Here is a 17,769-nt window from a genome sequence, read left to right on the forward strand (position 1 = left end):
CAGATAATAATTAATCGCCTGATAATGCCCCCTGATGAACTTTCGTAACTTCGAAGCTGAAGAGAAGCTGTTTGCCCGCCGCGCCGCAATAGCCTTTGCTCTGGTCTGTATCTGTTTCACCATTCTTGGCGTAAACCTTTATCGCCTGCAGGTGCGCGATCATGGCTATTACCAGACGCGCTCCAATCAGAACGACATCAAAATGATCCCCATCGCCCCGACGCGCGGGCTGATTTATGACCGCAACGGCATTCCGCTGGTGCGAAACGTCAGCTGGTACGCCATTACGCTGACGCCTTACAAAATCACCGATATGGATGCCACGCTGCGGGAACTGACGCCCATCGTTAATCTGACGCCGGACGAGATCGACACCTTCCGCCGTGCGCTGAAGCAGACCAGCCGTTACAAGCCGGTGGTGCTGAAAGAGGAGCTGACCGAGGAGCAGGTCGCCCGCTTTGCGGTGAATCAGTTTCACTTCACCGGGGCGAGCATTGAGACCTATCAGGATCGCGAATATCCCTATGGCGCGGATCTGGCGCATGTGATCGGCTATGTGTCGAAAATCAACGATAACGACTACAAACGTCTGAATGCAGAGGGCATCGGCGAAAACTATGCCGCTGACCACAACATCGGTAAGCAGGGGATTGAGGGCTATTACGAATCGCTGCTGCACGGCAAGCCGGGTTATCAGGAAGTGGAAGTGGATAACCACGGCCGCATTGTGCGGGTGCTGAAAGAGGTGCCGCCGGTGGCGGGTAAAAACCTGACCCTGACGCTGGATCTGCATCTGCAACAATATATAGAGAGTCTGCTGGCGGGACAGCGTGCGGCGCTGCTGGTTGAAGATCCGCACGACGGCTCGGTGCTGGCAATGGTCTCCAGCCCCAGCTACGACCCGAATCCATTTGTGAAAGGCATCAGCTATCAGGCCTACAAAAAGCTGCTGCAGGATAAAGATTTGCCGCTGATTAACCGTGTCACGCAGGGACTCTATCCGCCTGCCTCCACGGTGAAGCCTTACATGGCGATGTCGGCGCTGCTGACGCATGTGATTACGCCGCAGACGCAGTTCTTTGGCGCACCGACCTGGACGCTGCCAGGCACGGACCGGCACTATCGTGACTGGAAAAAAAGCGGGCACGGGATGCTGGATGTGACCCGTGCTATTGAAGAGTCTGCCGACACCTTCTTCTATCAGGTGGCCTTCATGATGGGCATTGATCGGATTCACACCATGCTCAGCCAGTTTGGCTACGGCAAGTCGACCGGCATCGACCTCAATGAAGAGTACAGCGGCTTACTGCCGAGCCGGGAGTGGAAGCAGAAGGTGCATAAAAAGGGCTGGTATCAGGGCGATACCGTCTCCGTTGGCATTGGGCAGGGCTACTGGGTTGCGACGCCTATTCAGATGGTAAAAGCGATGGTGGCGCTGATTAACAATGGTCGGGTAATCGCACCGCATCTGCTGGAGAAAACCCAGCGCGGCACGCTGGTGGAGAACTACCGTCCGCAGAAGCCCGAGGCGCAGATTGGCGATCCGCATTCGCCGTACTGGTCGCTGGTCCGCCATGCGATGTTTGGTATGGCTAACGCGCCAAACGGCACCGGTTATAAATATTTCCACACGGCACCCTATGGCATCGCCGCGAAGAGCGGGACGTCACAGGTGTTCAGCCTGCGCCAGAACCAGACCTATAACGCGAAGATGATCCCGGTGCGGCTGCGCGACCATATTTTCTACACCGCTTTTGCGCCGTTTAATGACCCGAAAGTGGCGGTGGCGTTGATTCTGGAGAACGGCGGCAACGAAGGGATTGTTGCGGCACCTGTGATGCGGGCGATTCTGGATCACATCTTTATTCCGCCGGTGCCAGAAGCACCCGCTCAGGCAACCCCGTAAAAGGGGGCGCTTGCCCCCGCCGATCGTCAGACCTGAAGCGTTTTAGTCACCTGACCAATGGCGCGCACGACGTCCGTCGCGCCTTCACGGATTTCTGCAATCACGCCGCCGGCTTCCTGGGCCAGCTGTACGCCCTGATCGGCGCGCTTCAGGTTTGATTCAATTCCTTTCAGTGCCCGGCTCGCCAGCAGATGGTTTTGCTGTACCCGATTTTCGATGTCGGTCGTCGCGCGGTTGATGTTCGCCGCCAGCGTCCGGACTTCGTTAGCCACCACCGCAAAGCTGCGGCCATGGGTTCCGGCCCGTGCTGCTTCAATCGCGGCATTCAGCGCCAGCAGGTTGGTCTGATCGGCGATCCGGCGGATGCCTTCCACAATCGCACCGATACGACCGGAGGATTCACTCAGGCCGGTAATATCACCGGAGATCCCCTGCAACTCACCGGCCAGGGCGTTCATGGTCTGCACGCTGCTGGCGATTACATCCGCGCCCAGCTTTGTGCTGTGATCGGTTTGCAGCGCGGTGTGATAAGCCCGCTGCGCCGCGTCATGCTCCTGCTGATTCTTTTCCACCTGCGCAGTCACATCCGTCGCGAATTTGACGATTTTGTAGAGCCGGCCCTGTTCGTCGAACACCGGATTATAGGTAGCGCGCAGCCAGACCGTCTCACCTCGTTTATTGACCCGGGGAAACTGGCCTGAGACAAACTCGCCCCGGTTCAGCTGCTGCCAGAACTCGCTATATTCGCGGCTGTCACGCAGGGCCTGCGAGCAGAAACGACTGTGATGAATACCTTCTACTTCTTCGCGACGGTAGCCCATGGTTTTCAGGAAGTTTTCATTGGCTTTCAGCACTTCACCTTTGAGGTTAAAGGCGATGACGGCCATCGAACGCTCAATAGCGGTGGTGATAGCGCGCTGCTCCTGCGCATCGTTGATATGACCGGTGATGTCGGTCGCCAGCTTGACGATTTTAATCACCCGGCCATGGCGGTTCTGCACCGGCACATAGTTGGCTTCGAGCCAGATTGGGCGGCTGTTCTTTGCCATGCGCAGAAACTTATTGCTGAAGCTCTCGCCCCGGTTCAGGCGCAGCCAGAAATCCTGATACTCGCGCGACTGAAGCTGTTCCGGGGTGCAGAACAGGCTGTGATGCTGGCCTTCGATCTCCGCCAGCGTGTAGCCCATGCGCGCCAGAAACAGCGCATTGGCGCTGAGAATGGTGCCGTCGGGGGAGAACTCAATCATGGCGATGGAGCCGTTGAGAGAGCTCAGCGTAGCGGCTGAGTGTGAGCGCTTCTGCCAGCTATGGCGCGAAGCAATTCCTGATGTAATGGTGGAAAACATGGCGATCCTTATTATTAGAGTTGGTCTCGCATGCTATATCGGCAAAACCGCGCCACAATGCAGCCTTTACCGCTCCGCTGAGTGAAATTTATCCGGCCAGCCGCGAGGTTTATGCGCGAGGTCAGACCCGGTATTTGAGTTGATGGAAAAGCGGTCAGTCGGCGGGATTTTGGTGAAAAGCGTTTGACGCTGCCGGGCCGCTTTGGTTTAATGCGCCCCGTTGCCCGAATAGCTCAGTCGGTAGAGCAGGGGATTGAAAATCCCCGTGTCCCTGGTTCGATTCCGGGTTCGGGCACCATCTTTAAAGAACCCGCCTCTGGCGGGTTTTTGCGTTCTGGAACAAAGCCGGTTCGCCAGACTCCCCGAACATTCCGAATTTCACCTCTCCCTGGTAAATTCCGGCTCTGATCCCTGGGTAGCACAAACAGATTTCACGGCGAAACCAATTTGCCGGTTCGCCTCTGTGCTGTGTTGCCAGACCCGCACCGCCTGATATCCTGTCCAGCCTGCAATTGACCGGGGCTAATCGTGTTTTATAAGCCACTCTTTACAGAATCCACCTGACAGGCACAATAGCCCTTTTTCCAGCTCCGTTACGGTTATGTCAGAAGAAGCACTGCGTCTGCAGATACAGAACCTGAAAAAGCACAATGCGCGCCTCAAGCGTATAGCGCATGACGCCCGTACAAAACTCAACGCGGCGCTGGATGGCACTGGATTGTTCCTGTGGCAGCTCGATATTCCCAGCGGCAAACTGGTGATATTCAACCGGCGCTGGGGCGCGATGCTCGGCTTCCAGCCAAAAGAGACGGACGCCAACTTTGAATCCTGGAAAGAGAGTCTGCATCCCGATGATGCCGACGAGGTTTTGCAGGCATTCAACGATCACATCGCTGGCAAAGCCCCTTACTATGAAGCGCTTCACCGCATGATCGCCAAAAATGGCAGTATCACGTGGGTGCTGGATCGGGGCCGGGTCAGCGAGTGGAATGCGCATGGAGAGCCGGTTAAAGTCATCGGCACTCACATCGACATGACCAAAGAGAAGCAATATGAAGAGCAACTCGCCCTGCTGGCGCTGCACGATCCTCTTACTCTGCTCAACAATCGTCATGCCCTGCAGACCTATTTCTGTGAACTGAAAGCGCAGGGGCCCCTCTGCGTGATCTTTATCGACCTGGATAACTTCAAACACGTCAACGACACTCTGGGGCATCGCAGCGGTGATGAAGTGCTGATCCAGTTAAGCCATCGGTTTACTGAACTTGCGCCGACAGAGGTCATGATTGGCCGGCTGGGCGGCGATGAGTTCGTTCTGCTATTGCCGTTTGCGATTGATCATCCGCAGGTCAGACAGCTGGCACACGCCTGCCTTGATGCAGTGCTAACTCCTTTTGATATGGCAAACGGCCATGCGCTCATAGGCGCTTCAGTGGGTGTGTCTCAGGCGCAGGCAAAAGATGACTTTGATACCGCCCTGGCGCGGGCTGATGAAGCGATGTACCGCATCAAGAAAAACGGCAAGCGCGGCGTTGCGTTTGATCCCGCGTTTACCGACCCACTCTGACTCTGCTTCACCCGGCATGGACTTTGCCTGTTACTGCTGTAAGACCTCCTCTCATGCCATTACCCGATATCACTCACAACATCCTGTACTCTGTCTCGCACCTGCGCGTGCAATTTCTATGCATCCCTGCAGAAAACACTTTTTAGTACTATTCCGAAATTGTTATTTTCAATGACAGGTCAGGTAAATTCTGCCGCTTCGGTTCGAACCTGATATTCGCCATTAATCTGAAGTCTCTTTCGAATTAAAATTTTCTTTAAATCAGCATAATCGATCGTTTAATGATCAATTTCGGCTATTTTCAGCTGGTGCGATCAGACTTTTGCGCTTCGCTTATTTGTAATGCGATTAACGAGGAGCGAAATACTCTTTGCCGCTTCGCTTGGGGAATTTGATCGTTTGTTGATCATCCTCACCACCTGATATTGATGAGATTATCTTAGTACCGCTTCGGTTACTATTTTTTCGATTGGACATTTTTTGAAAATGATCGATAAATAGGGCGCGGCGATTTTTGCTATTAAGATTTTTTTACGTCGCCGCTCTTTTTGGAATAGAAAGGAGCGATAGTTGAAATGCGTTATCAATCTGGGTGAGGGTGGTACTGCCAATAAACCTGAGCTGTGGCGCGTTTTTTATTTGTCTCGCTTGATCGATCCGGTTTTCTGTCTACATTCAGATTGCTGAATCGGCCTGATTAAGCATTTACTGTGCAAATTCTGATTTTAATCTCAAAGAGGAACACAGAATGACTCAATATCGCGGTGGGGCCGGGAACTTTGCGGCTGACAAGGAGCGTGCTGCGGAAGCGGGACGCAAAGGCGGGCAGAAAAGCGGCGGGAACTTCAAGAACGATCCCGAACGTGCCATTGAAGCAGGGCGCAAGGGAGGTAAGGTTAGCCGCCGGAGCTAAACGACTTTAGTGCTGCTGTGACAGTAGTTTAAAGCGTTTTCCAGGCTTTACACATTCTCTTTCATTTGCCTGCATGATAATTACCTCCTGAATTATGTCGCTGATTTATCATTGACACAGTGAGACGCCGTTAATTAAACCGGTCGGGATTTCCTTGCCGGTTTTTTTATTTCCGATCGCTTAAAGCTATACGATTTAATAAAACCTTGTACAACTAAGTTTTGACTGGTTCTTTTTTTATGCAGTTAATCTGAAAAAATTTATACAGCTTTTTATTAGTTTGTACAAATTACGATGCAGCTAGCGAAGCCGCAAACATAAAAACATTCCCCCGCTAAATGTCTGCTGTAAAAAGGAAAATGCATTTTACATGCCACTTTTGTCTTGAATTCATACTGACGCGGCGTGCGATATTAAGAATCTCCACTAGACTTTTCAGGTGTCAACGATATGACTGGCGTTGCGTTATTAACGACGCAGCTTTTTAAACAATGAGGCTATCTTATGACAGTGAAAACGTTAAACGACCTGTTCATCCATGACCTATCCGATGTATACAGCGCTGAGAAACAGATAACCCGTGCATTGCCTAAAATGGCGCGTGCAGCCAGTGACGAAAATCTTATCGCTGCGTTTAATCAGCATCTGGAAGAGACCCGTGCTCAGATTGAACGACTCGACGAGCTGGTGGAAGTGACACCTGAAGTCAAAATTAAAAGAATGAAATGTCATGCGCTTGAAGGTCTGGTTGAAGAAGCGCAGGAAATTATCGACTCGGTCGAAAAAGGCGAGGTTCGCGATCAGGGGCTGATCGGTGCGGCGCAGAAAGTCGAGCACTATGAGATTGCGACCTACGGCACCCTGCATGCGCTGGCCCTGAAGCTGGGTTACACCAAAGCCGCGCAGCTACTGGAAGCCACCCTGAATGAAGAGAAGCAAACGGATGAGAAACTCACTCAGGTAGCTGAGGCTATTACCGTCTCTTAAGGAGTACCACATGACCGCGATTGAACATTATCATGACTGGCTGCGCGATGCGCATGCCATGGAAAAGCAGGCTGAAAGCATGCTGAGCAAGATGGCTGGCCGTCTTGAGCACTATCCAGCGCTGGAACAGCGTCTGGCGCAGCATCTGGAGGAGACTAAACATCAGCTGACGCTGCTGGAGCAGCTGCTCGACAGCCACGGTATCGATCACTCTGTGATGAAAGATGCGATGGGTAAAATGGCCGCTGCGGGCCAGGCTGTGGGCGGTATGTTCAACTCAGATGAAGTGGTGAAGGGCGCCATGAGTGGCTACGTGTTCGAGAACGCCGAAATCGCCAGCTACACCAGCCTGATTGCTGCCGCTGAGCAGGTAGGCGATACGCTGGGCGTACGCGTGCTGAATGAGATCCGCGATCAGGAAGTGGCAATGGCGGAGTGGCTGCTGCAGAACCTGCCTGACGTCACCCAGCAGTTCCTGCAACGCGCCTCACAGCCGGGCACGGAAGCGAAGAAATAACGCATAAACGCGTGCATGAAAAAAGCCGGGAATTCCCGGCTTTTTTGCGTTGATACGTTTCAGGCTGTGAGGGTCAGTCAGCCATCAAATGCCCGTACATCGTCATCAGCTTACGGGTGACGCCGTTAGTCCAGCCGAAGCCATCCTGTAACGGGTACTCACCGCCGCCGCCCGGACGGGCACGCTCGCCGCTGATGTCATACTTCTCGACCAACTTGTGGTGCAACTGATAGAAGTTACTGACCGTATTGAGCCAGTTCACTGCCACTTCGGTCGCCAGCGTCTCTTCACCGTAGTTATTCAGGCCAACAATCGCCATCCACTGCATCGGCGCCCAGCCGTTAGGGCGATCCCACTGCTCGCCGCTTTCCACCATTGAGGTCAGCAGACCGCCGTTGCTCAGCAGCAGATGGCGCAGAGAGATGGCCTGCAGATGCGCCTGATGCGGCGTCGCCAGGCCTACAAACAGCGGAACTACCGAGGCCACGGTAAAGGCACCGAAACGCTCACGACGCCAGTCATAGTCGCGGAACACACCGGCAGTGCTATCCCACAGATAACGGGTAATGGCACGTTTACGCGCTTCCGCTTTCTTCTGCCAGGCCAGCGCCGTCAGCTCTTCGCCTTTGGCGTGCGACAGGGTCGCAATCATCAGCTCCAGCTTGTACAGGAACGAGTTCAGATCGATAGGGATAAACTGCGTAGTACGGATACTCGACAACCGCTTCGGGTTACGCAGCCAGCGCGAGGAGTAATCCCAGCCTGACTCGGCACCTGCGCGCAGGTCACGATAGACTTCACTGGCCGGACGTTTAGATTCGCGGGCCGTTTCCACATCCTCTATCCACGATTCATCACGCGGGGTATCGCGGTCATCCCAGTAGCGGTTCAGCAGTGAGCCGTTGGGCATCCGCACCACGTGACGATAAGCCTGATTTGGCATCAGCGATCCGGCGCCATCCATCCAGAACTGATACTCCTTCATCAGCTGTTCCTGATAGCGCTTAGCACCGCGCACGCCATCCTCTTCGAACAGCTCGACCATCAGCGCAAACACCGGTGGCTGAGAACGGCTGAGATAGTAAGTACGGTTACCGTTTGGCACATGACCGTAGTTATCGATCAGCCAGGCAAAGTTATCCGCCATATGACGCAGCAGATCATCACGGCCCGATTCTGCCAGGCCGAGCATGGTGAAATAGGAGTCCCAGTAGTAGGTTTCGCCGAAGCGTCCGCCTGGAACGACATAGGGTTTTGGTAACGGCAGCAGCGAAGAGTGCGGCATATGCTGCTGCGGCATTTTGGTCAGAACCGGCCACAGGTCATCAATATGCTCATTGAGCGTTTTATCCGGGTTGGAGACATAAAAGCTTTCGTTTACGCCAGGCAGATAAAAGTGATCGGCAACAAAGCGCGACAGGTCGAAATCACTGCTGCGTTTCTGTCGACGATAGCGCATCAGCACATCCAGCGGATCGTACTTAGGCGAACAGTCGGGGAAGGTTTTGCTGTCCTCGAAGATCCGCGACATCTGGACATGTTCAAACAGTTCCAGATAACGATCGGCAGGCGTCAGCGCATCCGGGGCCGGTAAGCCTTCAATCAGCTCCGGCTCCGGTTCAGAATCCTGCATGCGATCCAGTTTCAGTTCATGGGGATCGTATTGATACTCAACTTCCGCCCCTGCACGAACTTCTTCAGGTGCATTTTGTTGCTGGCGATGGGTATTAATAACGGCCTCCTGAGCGGTCGTGGTTGCACAAAGGACAAATTATAGACCTCTCATCCCGCGGAACAACAATGCAGAATATCTATGAACGTAATAAAAATTGTCGATTAATCGAGCTTTTTTAATAAATTCCAGTCAATTCAACCAAATATAGCGGAGTTCACAAAAAACACATTTCGGATGAATCTCTTAGCGGCATGAATAAAAAAATTTAAGCTGAAGAAAACTGGCATTTATTCACATTTTGTAAAAGAAACCGCAGCCGCAAAGGGTGCAGAAGATGGCATACGTAACGGAACCCAGGAAGGAGAGGGAAGTGAGCGGGCCAGAATGCCCGCTCAGAAACAGAAGAGTTAATGGTTCGCCAGCGCCGAGCGAATCACCGCCTGCCAGCTTGTGGTCGGGCGACCGATCAGTTTGCTCAGTTGATGCGAATCATCAAACAGACCGCCTTTTTCTGCACCGGCATCGGAGTCTGCCAGCATCTCCGCCAGACCCTCTGGCAGGCCAGCGCCTTTCAGCGCGGCAGCAAAGTCAGCCTGTGACAGATTAACGTAATCGACCTTCTCACCACTCTGTGCGGCAATCTCCGCAGCAAACTGCGCCAGGGTGTAGCTGTCGTCACCTGACAGTTCATACACGTTGCCTGCCTGATCCTCTCGGGTCATCACTTCAGCTGCCGCTTCAGCGTAGTCCTGACGCGCAGCCGAGGCGATGCGGCCTTCACCCGCCGCGCCGATAAACGCATGATGCGCCAGCGCCGGAGGAATGCTGGCGGCATAGTTCTCGGTGTACCAGCCGTTGCGCAGCAGGGCGAACGGAATGCCAGAGGCTTTCAGCAGCGCTTCTGTCGCGCGGTGCTCTGCACCTAAGCCCAGTGGCGAGGTATCCGCGTGCAGCAGGCTGGTGTAGGCGATAAAGCCCACGCCCGCCGCCTGCGCCGCCTCAATGACGGCTTTATGCTGCGCTTCGCGCTGACCCACTTCACTGCCGGAGATCAGCAGCAGCTTATCGACGCCTGCAAAAGCGGCCCTGAGCGTCTCTGGCTGACTATAATCCGCCTGGCGGACGATAACGCCCTGCGCCGCAAGATCGGCCGCTTTGGCGGGCGTACGCACAGCGGCGACGATTTCTCCCGCTGGCACTTTTTTCAGTAATGTATCGATAACGATTCGGCCCAGCTGACCGGTGGCACCTGTTACTGCAATCATGGGATAACTCCTGTGGCTGTTGGTGAAATCCAGACTAGGATATAAACTAATTTTTAGTAAGTACTTACAGAATTGTTAGTTTGAGGAATGCGGATTAAATGTCTGAAAAACTGAGTGAAAAATTTAGTCGTGGCGAACTGCTGAACGTTAACTGCCCGTCGCGAGACGTGCTGAAACGCGTGACCAGCCGCTGGAGCGTTCTGATTCTGCTGGCCCTGCAGGACCAGACGCTGCGTTTCAGTGCATTACGCCGGGCGGTCGGTGGCGTCAGCGAACGCATGCTGGCGCAGAATCTCCGTTATCTTGAGGAAGATGGCTTCGTACAGCGTATTGCCTACGATGTGGTGCCGCCGCACGTGGAATATCGCCTGACTCCCCTCGGGCGCGAAGTCGGTGAGCAGGTAGTAGGGCTGGCGGACTGGCTGGAGCTGAACCTGACCCGCATTCTGGCGCAGCGCGAAAAATCCGCAGCACAGTCCATCACCCCGGCTCAGCCGTCATAATGTGACGGCATCGCTATCCTTTCCGGAAAATGTCTGTTCCCGCTTTTCTGTGACCTGACTCTTCAGAACGACATTAACGCAACGGCAGCGAAAGTAATTCCGGCGAATTTTTCGCACCGTTGCTGATTATTAAAACGTTTTATCAGAGCGTGAGCCGGAATAATTGACTGTCTGAGAAGTGCTGTTAATTCACACCTGCTTTTTGACTCATTTCTTTAACATTTTCGCAGGCGTTTAACTGTGCGATTTCCACTTTATTTCACCAAAGATTATGGCGGGATTGGCGAGGGTGTAACAGAAAAGAAAACAAAGCGGCAGAGGCAACTGTTTACGGTTTTAACCTGCTAAAAATTAAGCTGATTTAACTTTTTCACCCTCATTCTTAGCAGGGTTACACTCCCGATTTGACGCAAAATAGTGTCTGAAAACAGGCCGTTGGGCTTATATTTCGTGCCGCTGGGGTTTTCACCCAACCGATTTTTAAAGTAAGAATTACCGTAACATTAACGACACATAAACACCCTCTGATTAACCTTTAAGCCTTATTTTTAAATAAATAATTCCCGCCAAAAACAATGATCAAAATCAACAAAGACTGTTATAGTTTTCATTAACCCCACTGTTTCTGTTTCCTCGTCGCAAATAGCTCTAAATTTGCGTCGGGAATTTCAATAAGCGCAGAGAAGTCAGCGCATCAGGCTTAAGTTGTTAATTATAAGTAAATACATGGTGTTCTATGTGGCAAAGAGGTAAGCAATGTTCGGATTAGATGCCTTTCATCTGGCCAGGATTCAGTTCGCATTTACTGTGTCCTTCCATATTATCTTTCCCGCCATCACCATCGGTCTCGCCAGCTTCCTGGCCGTACTCGAAGGTATGTGGCTCAAAACCCGCGATCAAACCTATCGCGATCTCTACCATTTCTGGTCGAAAATCTTTGCCGTTAACTTCGGTATGGGTGTGGTATCAGGGCTGGTCATGGCTTATCAGTTCGGGACTAACTGGAGTGGCTTCTCGGCGTTTGCGGGCAGTATCACCGGTCCGCTGCTGACCTATGAAGTGCTGACGGCGTTCTTCCTGGAAGCGGGCTTCCTGGGCGTGATGCTGTTTGGCTGGAATCGCGTCGGTCCGGGTCTGCACTTCTTTGCCACCTGCATGGTCGCTCTGGGTACGCTGATTTCGACCTTCTGGATCCTCGCCTCTAACAGCTGGATGCAGACGCCTCAGGGCTTCATCATCGAAAACGGCATTGTGGTTCCGCAGGACTGGTTCAAAATTGTCTTTAACCCCTCTTTCCCTTACCGCCTGTTCCATATGTCGGTGGCGGCGTTCCTGGCGAGTGCCTTCTTTGTAGGTTCGTCGGCGGCCTGGCATCTGCTGAAGGGGAATAACAATCCTGCTATCCGCAAGATGTTCTCCATGGCGCTGTGGATGGCGCTGATTGTTGCACCGATTCAGGCGATGATTGGTGATGCGCACGGTCTGAATACCCTGGAGCATCAGCCTGCCAAAATCGCGGCCATTGAAGGACACTGGGAAAACCCACCGGGTGAAGCCACGCCGCTGATCCTGTTCGGCATTCCGGATATGGAGCAGGAGCGCACCAAATATGCGCTGGAAGTGCCTTATCTCGGCAGCCTGATTCTGACGCACAGTCTGGACAAGCAGGTTCCGGCGCTGAAGTCGTTCCCGAAAGAGGACCGGCCAAATTCCACGGTGATCTTCTGGTCATTCCGCGTGATGGTTGCGCTGGGACTGCTGATGATTACGCTGGGCGTTGTCAGCCTGTGGCTGCGTTTCAAAGGGCGTCTCTATGAGTCGCGTCCTTTCCTGTGGTTTGCGCTGTTGATGGGGCCATCGGGTCTGATTGCGATTCTTGCAGGCTGGTTTACCACTGAAATCGGTCGTCAGCCGTGGGTGGTTTATGGCGTGCAGCGCACCATTGATGCGGTCTCGGCACATGGCGATATGCACATGAGCATCAGTCTGCTGGCCTTTATTCTGGTCTACAGCTCGGTGTTCGGCGTGGGATATCACTACATGATGCGTCTGATTAAACAGGGACCGGTTGTCGGCGAAGGTCATATCACCGAAGAGGGTGGACCGGGTCAGAAGAAAACGCCAGCGCGTCCGCTTTCCGCTGCCACCTTTAAGGATGGAGACCACTAAGATGATCGATTTTTCCGTTATCTGGTTTGTGATTATCGTCTTCGCAACCCTGATGTATATCGTGATGGATGGTTTCGACCTGGGTATTGGTCTGCTGTTCCCGTTCAACAAAGATGCCGGTGAGCGCGACATGATGGTGAACACCGTCGCGCCGGTCTGGGATGGTAATGAAACCTGGCTGGTTCTGGGTGGCGCAGGCCTGTTTGGTGCGTTCCCGCTGGCCTATGCGGTGATTACCGATGCGCTGTCGATTCCGCTGACCGCCATGCTGATTGGCCTGATTTTCCGTGGTGTCGCCTTTGAGTTCCGCTTCAAGGCGGTTGAAGGCCACCGGGCATTCTGGGACAAATCGTTTATTGCCGGTTCCGTCATCGCTACCTTCAGTCAGGGTGTTGCGGTCGGTGCGTTCCTGGATGGCATTCCGGTTGAGGGACGCCGTTTCGCCGGTTCCGCACTGGACTGGCTGGCACCGTTCCCGCTGTTCTGCGGCGTAGGCCTGGTTGTGGCGTATGCGCTGCTGGGCTGTACGTGGCTCATCATGAAGACCGAGAACGAGCTGCACCGCAAGATGTCTGCGCTGGCGACGCCGCTGGTGATCGCGCTGTTAGTGATTATCGGCATCGTCAGTCTGTGGACACCGTTTGCGCATGCGGATATCGCGCATCGCTGGTTCAGCAAGCCCAATCTGTTCCTGTTCCTGCCGGTTCCGGTGCTGGTGTTGCTCTGTTCGTGGGGCATTGTGCGCGCCATCAAGCGTGAGGCGCACTATTCACCGTTCCTGCTGACGCTGGCGCTGGTCTTCCTGGGCTTCTCCGGTCTGGGTATCAGTGTATGGCCAAACATTATTCCGCCATCCGTGACCATCTGGGATGCCGCGTCGCCGCCGCAGAGCCAGGCGTTTATGCTGGTGGGCAGCCTGCTGATTATCCCGATGATCCTGGGTTACACCTTCTGGAGCTACTACGTGTTCCGTGGAAAAATCAAAGCAGATGAAGGATATCATTGATATGAAAAGCCTCAGCAGCATGAAAGACCACAATCACCATGAAGAGACGAAAGCGCCGTGGTGGAAGCGTGTGATGTGGCTGGTGTTTATCTATGCCGCCAGCGTGCTGGCACTGGGCGTCGTCGCCTCGCTGTTCCGCATGATGATGACTGCAGCGGGTATGCGTAGTCATTAATTGTCTGGCATAGCAAGTACAGGCTCAGGGAGCATACGTCCTCCGCAAAGACGCAAAACGCCATTCCTGGCCAGCGATGCTTTGCACCTGGCTTATGCTCCCACCGCTTTATGTTTTGCGTTGTCTGAAGGCTGACGTTAGTCAGCCTTTTTTAGTTAGTAACCTAAGCAATTAATGCGGAATCGCCCCGAACAGGCGCGTGCGCCTTACCCTTTCCTTACACCGATTCGCGATTTTTGTTATCCTTTTGTGACGAAAATCCCAGTCCTAACCCGCGTCGTAAATCGCCATCATGCTCAGTCAGGCTATTAAAAAACAGCACATTAACGATCTGGTCGAGTGGATAGAAGCCAATCTCACCGACGATCTCAATATCGATCAAATCACCCTGAAATCGGGTTATTCGAAGTGGCACATGCAGCGCATGTTCAAGGAGATGACTGGACAGACGCTGGCGGCGTATACCCGTAAACGACGTCTGACGATGGCGGCCATGGCACTGCGTCTGACGCGCATGACGCTGATCGATATCGCCGTCCGTTTTGGTTTTGATAACCAGCAAAACTTCACCCGTGTATTTAAAGGCCACTTTTCGCTGACGCCTGGCGCGTTTCGCCGTATTCCCCATTTGCCGGTGAAGAATTTCCATGGCCGCATTCTGGTGCGATCGCTGGCAGAGCGTGCAACGCTGGTGGAACGCGAAGAGGCGCTGCCGCTGCGCGGAGAGACGCAGGAGTGGGAGTGTAAGTTCGGAGACTACATTGCCGACCACGATCATCGGGTCGCCGATCAGGCGCGGCAACTGGTCGCGCTGGCGGGCAGCCAGGTAAAGCAGGGCTGGTTAGGCTTTGAATATGGCCCCGGCCACAGTTCGGCTGACCAGCAGAATATCAGCCTGTTTCAGGCGCTGGAGCCGCAATATGCCGGACTGCTGGATGACCACACCGACACCTGGAGTGAAGTTCCGGGCCTCTATGCGTCGATTCGCTGGAGCGGCAGGCCGGAGCAGCTGACGCGCTTTATCGAGGATATCTACTATCAGCATCTGCCCGCGCTGGGTGTCTCCCGCCGTCCGGGTAAAGATCTGTTGCGGCTCGACTTTGCACAGTGTCAGCCCGACTGGCTGAGCGGCGTATTTTCTATTCCGGTGATGCAGGCGTAGCCAGCAGGGCAGGGCACGTGGCTCAAATGCATAATTCGTGCGGTAAATTGTGACAAACCGCACGATTCTATAAACTAACTCGCCCGTCTGGCGTAAAATCCTCTCCCGAAACCCTGTCATACCTGAATCATCGTGCATCTGTGATGGGGCTGGAACATTCATCTGCATTTCAGGCCTTTTCCGGCCAAAAAGACAAACGAAGACAACTATGCGACGCTTAATGATTTCACTGATTCTGGCATTGCCTGTGACGGCAATGGCGCAGCAGGCTGAGCCTTTCTCACCGCCTGCCGGACTGCATCCGCACTCTCAGGCCTCTCAGCATGAAATTCTGGGTGACGGTGAGCTGCCGGAACACACCAGCAGTAACGCTTCCCTCTCCGGATTCAACGACACACTGTAAGTGCTGATGCGCTGCCAGACCTGGCGGCGCAACATGACCGGCTCGTCAGAAGCCGGCCTGCCTGTTTTACTACACCCGCTTATACCTCTCTCTGAATGCTTATCAGGGCTGCTTCACGCCTGTGATAAGCACATCTGTACCTGCATAAAATATATCTTAATCCGCCTGATCGCATTTTTCGTTCTTGTTCTTAAAATATATCATAGCTAATCTCCCGGCGTGAGATGAGAATGATTGTTATTTCATTACAGTTTCATGACAGTGAGCATGCCCCTGAATCATGGGCATAGATCCCGATTGAGGAGAGAGAATATGACTGCATCAGCCAATCAGCGCTTACCCCAGCGCGTCCGTAATGAACTGCGTTTCCGCCATATTCAGGTCGCCAGTAAAACCCATATTGCCGGTAAATTCTGGCGCATCCGGTTCAGCGGCAGCGATCTGGCGGGCTTTACGTCGCCAGGCTTCGATGATCACATCAAGTTATTTTTCCCTTCCGCTGAAGGTGAAACACTGGCTCTGCCGCAGATGACCGACGCGGGAATTGTCTGGCCTGAAGGTCTGCGTCCGCAGGCGCGCGATTACACGCCGCTGGAATTTGATGGTGTCTCTTCACTGACCCTCGATTTCTATATTCATCAGCAGGGCGTCGCGAGTGACTGGGCAACCCAGGCGCAGGTGGGCGATAAACTGATTGTTGGTGGGCCGCGCGGTTCGCTGGTGGTGCCGACCGATTATGCGTTTCAGCTTTACGTCTGCGACGAAACCGGGTTGCCAGCCTTTGCACGCCGTCAGCGTGACGCAGACGCACAGGCGCTGCACCTCTATGCCTTTACCGATGAAGCAACGGGCCGCGACTATTTACCGGATACGACTGACGTAACGACAAACTGGCTGGGCAATGGTCAGATGCAGAAAGCGCAACTCAGCCAGCTGATTGCCCGGCTGGATCACATCGCTATCCCGACGGAGGATTACTTTATCTGGCTGACCGGCGAAGGTGAGTTCGTCAAAGCGCTGTCTGACTACTTTACGGTTCAGCGCGGCCTCAGCAGTGATTTTGTTCGCGCGGTGGCCTACTGGCACCAGAAGTAAGCGGCTCTGGCAATTGAGTTTTGCCTGGCGGCGGACTACCATCAATCCGACTTTTTCCCGCAGGGCAGGCCATGAAACAGCATCCGAACTCCACATCATCTGACGATCAGACTGCGCGCGCAGGGGGGTGCAGCGGACGACGCAAACGACGCGAAAAGATGCTGGAAGCCGGTGAGATTCGCCTGCTGATGCTCCATTTCCTGGCGCAGAATGCGGCGCACGGCTATGAGCTGATCAAGTCGGTCGAGGAGTTGTCGAAGGGAGAGTATTCACCCAGTCCGGGGATCATCTACCCCAATCTGACGCTGCTGGAAGAGATGGAGGCGATTGAGGTGGTGGATGCGCAGGCCGCGCGTAAAGCCTACCGCCTGACCGCAACGGGAGAGGCGCAGCTGGCAGAGAACCTGGAAACGGTCTCCAGCCTGATAACGCGGCTCTCTACGCTGGCGATTCTGGTCAATAACCGCAGCATTCCTGCTGTAGAGCAGGCGATCCATGGGCTGAAGGTCGCGCTGAACCGGCGGCTGGCGCAGGAAGATATCTCAGAAGCCGCGCTGCAGACGCTGATTAAGGCGCTGCACGACGCGGCTGAAAAAATCACTCACAGCTAATCAGCTGATTTCAGCTTTGTTTTTGTCGATGTGGCCCAGGGTACGATCCGGGAAACAGATGTCGCGCACGCGCTGTTTCAGCGTGGTCGCATCCGGGAAGCCGCCATCGCGCTTACGTTCCCACAGCAGATGCTCATCCAGCGTAATCTCAAAGATACCGCCGGTGCCGGGTTTCAGCGTCACCTCCGCCAGATCCTCAGCGAAAGTGTGCAGAAGCTCCTGTGCCATCCACGCTGACCGCATCAGCCAGTTGCATTGCATACAGTAGTGAATAACAACCACAGGTTTTTGCGCCATAACTCTATTCCTTTACGTGTTGATAAATGCCAGTGCATTCGGGTTAAAAAAGTGTGCGCTGTGGTTATTCATTAATGCGTAAAACTCGTAAAAACAATCTGTTACTGCATTTCATCGGGTACAGGCCTTGCTTCATCAGCATGCTGATCGGCTTTTTTTATGGCTTTTATGC

The 17,769-nt window shown here is 53.8% G+C and carries 17 protein-coding genes and 1 tRNA gene; 14 read left to right on the forward strand and 4 right to left on the reverse strand.

Annotated features, from left to right (window positions below; translation table 11 throughout):
* Positions 1–34: 34 nt before the first annotated feature.
* Complete coding sequence (gene mrdA2 / locus PU624_RS07240; protein WP_283547106.1) at positions 35–1,906, forward strand: peptidoglycan DD-transpeptidase MrdA2; 1,872 nt, start codon at positions 35–37, stop codon at positions 1,904–1,906.
* Positions 1,907–1,932: 26 nt separating this feature from the next.
* Here the strand turns inward: mrdA2 and PU624_RS07245 are convergent, their stop codons facing one another.
* Positions 1,933–3,252: a methyl-accepting chemotaxis protein gene (locus PU624_RS07245; protein ID WP_283547107.1), complete on the reverse strand. Its 1,320-nt coding sequence runs from the start codon at positions 3,250–3,252 to the stop codon at positions 1,933–1,935.
* Between the two features lie 222 nt (positions 3,253–3,474).
* On the opposite strand from PU624_RS07245, the gene PU624_RS07250 reads away from it, so the two are divergent.
* The 5 genes from PU624_RS07250 to PU624_RS07270 all read left to right on the forward strand — a co-directional run bounded on the left by PU624_RS07250 (position 3,475) and on the right by PU624_RS07270 (position 7,236).
* Positions 3,475–3,550 (forward strand) — tRNA-Phe (locus tag PU624_RS07250).
* Positions 3,551–3,853: 303 nt separating this feature from the next.
* On the forward strand, positions 3,854–4,819 hold the full coding sequence (locus tag PU624_RS07255) for a sensor domain-containing diguanylate cyclase (RefSeq protein WP_283547108.1): 966 nt from the start codon (positions 3,854–3,856) through the stop codon (positions 4,817–4,819).
* 748 nt (positions 4,820–5,567) lie between these two features.
* Positions 5,568–5,732: a con-10 family general stress protein gene (locus PU624_RS07260; protein WP_004571242.1), complete on the forward strand. Its 165-nt coding sequence runs from the start codon at positions 5,568–5,570 to the stop codon at positions 5,730–5,732.
* 504 nt (positions 5,733–6,236) lie between these two features.
* Positions 6,237–6,719 (forward strand): YciE/YciF ferroxidase family protein, encoded by a 483-nt coding sequence (locus PU624_RS07265; protein ID WP_283547109.1) that lies wholly within the window; start codon positions 6,237–6,239, stop codon positions 6,717–6,719.
* Between the two features lie 10 nt (positions 6,720–6,729).
* Positions 6,730–7,236 (forward strand): ferritin-like domain-containing protein, encoded by a 507-nt coding sequence (locus PU624_RS07270; protein ID WP_283547110.1) that lies wholly within the window; start codon positions 6,730–6,732, stop codon positions 7,234–7,236.
* Between the two features lie 73 nt (positions 7,237–7,309).
* Here the strand turns inward: PU624_RS07270 and treF are convergent, their stop codons facing one another.
* Complete coding sequence (gene treF / locus PU624_RS07275; RefSeq protein WP_090965946.1) at positions 7,310–8,968, reverse strand: alpha,alpha-trehalase TreF; 1,659 nt, start codon at positions 8,966–8,968, stop codon at positions 7,310–7,312.
* A 350-nt stretch (positions 8,969–9,318) separates the two neighbouring features.
* On the reverse strand, positions 9,319–10,176 hold the full coding sequence (locus tag PU624_RS07280; RefSeq protein ID WP_283547111.1) for an SDR family oxidoreductase: 858 nt from the start codon (positions 10,174–10,176) through the stop codon (positions 9,319–9,321).
* Between the two features lie 98 nt (positions 10,177–10,274).
* On the opposite strand from PU624_RS07280, the gene PU624_RS07285 reads away from it, so the two are divergent.
* From PU624_RS07285 to PU624_RS07320, 8 genes are all read left to right on the forward strand, one after another.
* Positions 10,275–10,679 (forward strand): winged helix-turn-helix transcriptional regulator, encoded by a 405-nt coding sequence (locus PU624_RS07285; RefSeq protein WP_283547112.1) that lies wholly within the window; start codon positions 10,275–10,277, stop codon positions 10,677–10,679.
* 756 nt (positions 10,680–11,435) lie between these two features.
* A complete protein-coding gene (locus PU624_RS07290) occupies positions 11,436–12,848 on the forward strand; it encodes a cytochrome ubiquinol oxidase subunit I (RefSeq protein WP_090965940.1) in 1,413 nt (470 codons plus the stop codon).
* Between the two features lies 1 nt (position 12,849).
* Positions 12,850–13,854: a cytochrome d ubiquinol oxidase subunit II gene (gene cydB / locus PU624_RS07295; protein ID WP_283547113.1), complete on the forward strand. Its 1,005-nt coding sequence runs from the start codon at positions 12,850–12,852 to the stop codon at positions 13,852–13,854.
* 1 nt (position 13,855) lies between these two features.
* On the forward strand, positions 13,856–14,029 hold the full coding sequence (locus PU624_RS07300) for a DUF2474 domain-containing protein (RefSeq protein WP_136196607.1): 174 nt from the start codon (positions 13,856–13,858) through the stop codon (positions 14,027–14,029).
* A gap of 292 nt (positions 14,030–14,321) precedes the next feature.
* Positions 14,322–15,191, forward strand: coding sequence for a helix-turn-helix domain-containing protein (locus PU624_RS07305; RefSeq protein WP_283547114.1), 870 nt, complete (start codon positions 14,322–14,324; stop codon positions 15,189–15,191).
* 208 nt (positions 15,192–15,399) lie between these two features.
* Positions 15,400–15,594: a hypothetical protein gene (locus PU624_RS07310; RefSeq protein ID WP_283547115.1), complete on the forward strand. Its 195-nt coding sequence runs from the start codon at positions 15,400–15,402 to the stop codon at positions 15,592–15,594.
* A 312-nt stretch (positions 15,595–15,906) separates the two neighbouring features.
* Entirely contained in the window at positions 15,907–16,689 is a 783-nt protein-coding gene (locus PU624_RS07315) for a siderophore-interacting protein (RefSeq protein ID WP_283547116.1), read from the forward strand.
* A 71-nt stretch (positions 16,690–16,760) separates the two neighbouring features.
* Positions 16,761–17,300 (forward strand): PadR family transcriptional regulator, encoded by a 540-nt coding sequence (locus PU624_RS07320; RefSeq protein ID WP_283547117.1) that lies wholly within the window; start codon positions 16,761–16,763, stop codon positions 17,298–17,300.
* On the opposite strand, the gene PU624_RS07325 is transcribed toward PU624_RS07320, so the two are convergent.
* Positions 17,301–17,597 carry an Rdx family protein gene (locus PU624_RS07325; RefSeq protein ID WP_004571230.1) on the reverse strand — a complete coding sequence of 99 codons (297 nt, stop codon included), beginning with the start codon at positions 17,595–17,597 and terminating at the stop codon, positions 17,301–17,303.
* Positions 17,598–17,769: the final 172 nt, after the last annotated feature.

It is taken from the genome of Pantoea sp. Lij88, assembly GCF_030062155.1.
In the GTDB taxonomy this organism is placed as follows: Bacteria; Pseudomonadota; Gammaproteobacteria; order Enterobacterales; family Enterobacteriaceae; genus Pantoea.

Excerpts from the sequence above, each read along its gene's own strand:
- PU624_RS07320 (WP_283547117.1), top strand. The coding sequence starts at position 16,761 with ATGAAACAGCATCCGAACTCCACATCATCTGACGATCAGACTGCGCGC.
- cydB (WP_283547113.1), top strand. The coding sequence starts at position 12,850 with ATGATCGATTTTTCCGTTATCTGGTTTGTGATTATCGTCTTCGCAACC.
- PU624_RS07300 (WP_136196607.1), top strand. The coding sequence starts at position 13,856 with ATGAAAAGCCTCAGCAGCATGAAAGACCACAATCACCATGAAGAGACG.
- PU624_RS07315 (WP_283547116.1), top strand. The coding sequence starts at position 15,907 with ATGACTGCATCAGCCAATCAGCGCTTACCCCAGCGCGTCCGTAATGAA.
- PU624_RS07310 (WP_283547115.1), top strand. The coding sequence starts at position 15,400 with ATGCGACGCTTAATGATTTCACTGATTCTGGCATTGCCTGTGACGGCA.
- PU624_RS07285 (WP_283547112.1), top strand. The coding sequence starts at position 10,275 with ATGTCTGAAAAACTGAGTGAAAAATTTAGTCGTGGCGAACTGCTGAAC.
- PU624_RS07255 (WP_283547108.1), top strand. The coding sequence starts at position 3,854 with ATGTCAGAAGAAGCACTGCGTCTGCAGATACAGAACCTGAAAAAGCAC.
- PU624_RS07245 (WP_283547107.1), bottom strand. The coding sequence starts at position 3,252 with ATGTTTTCCACCATTACATCAGGAATTGCTTCGCGCCATAGCTGGCAG.
- PU624_RS07265 (WP_283547109.1), top strand. The coding sequence starts at position 6,237 with ATGACAGTGAAAACGTTAAACGACCTGTTCATCCATGACCTATCCGAT.
- PU624_RS07305 (WP_283547114.1), top strand. The coding sequence starts at position 14,322 with ATGCTCAGTCAGGCTATTAAAAAACAGCACATTAACGATCTGGTCGAG.
- mrdA2 (WP_283547106.1), top strand. The coding sequence starts at position 35 with ATGAACTTTCGTAACTTCGAAGCTGAAGAGAAGCTGTTTGCCCGCCGC.
- PU624_RS07260 (WP_004571242.1), top strand. The coding sequence starts at position 5,568 with ATGACTCAATATCGCGGTGGGGCCGGGAACTTTGCGGCTGACAAGGAG.
- PU624_RS07325 (WP_004571230.1), bottom strand. The coding sequence starts at position 17,597 with ATGGCGCAAAAACCTGTGGTTGTTATTCACTACTGTATGCAATGCAAC.
- PU624_RS07270 (WP_283547110.1), top strand. The coding sequence starts at position 6,730 with ATGACCGCGATTGAACATTATCATGACTGGCTGCGCGATGCGCATGCC.
- PU624_RS07280 (WP_283547111.1), bottom strand. The coding sequence starts at position 10,176 with ATGATTGCAGTAACAGGTGCCACCGGTCAGCTGGGCCGAATCGTTATC.
- PU624_RS07290 (WP_090965940.1), top strand. The coding sequence starts at position 11,436 with ATGTTCGGATTAGATGCCTTTCATCTGGCCAGGATTCAGTTCGCATTT.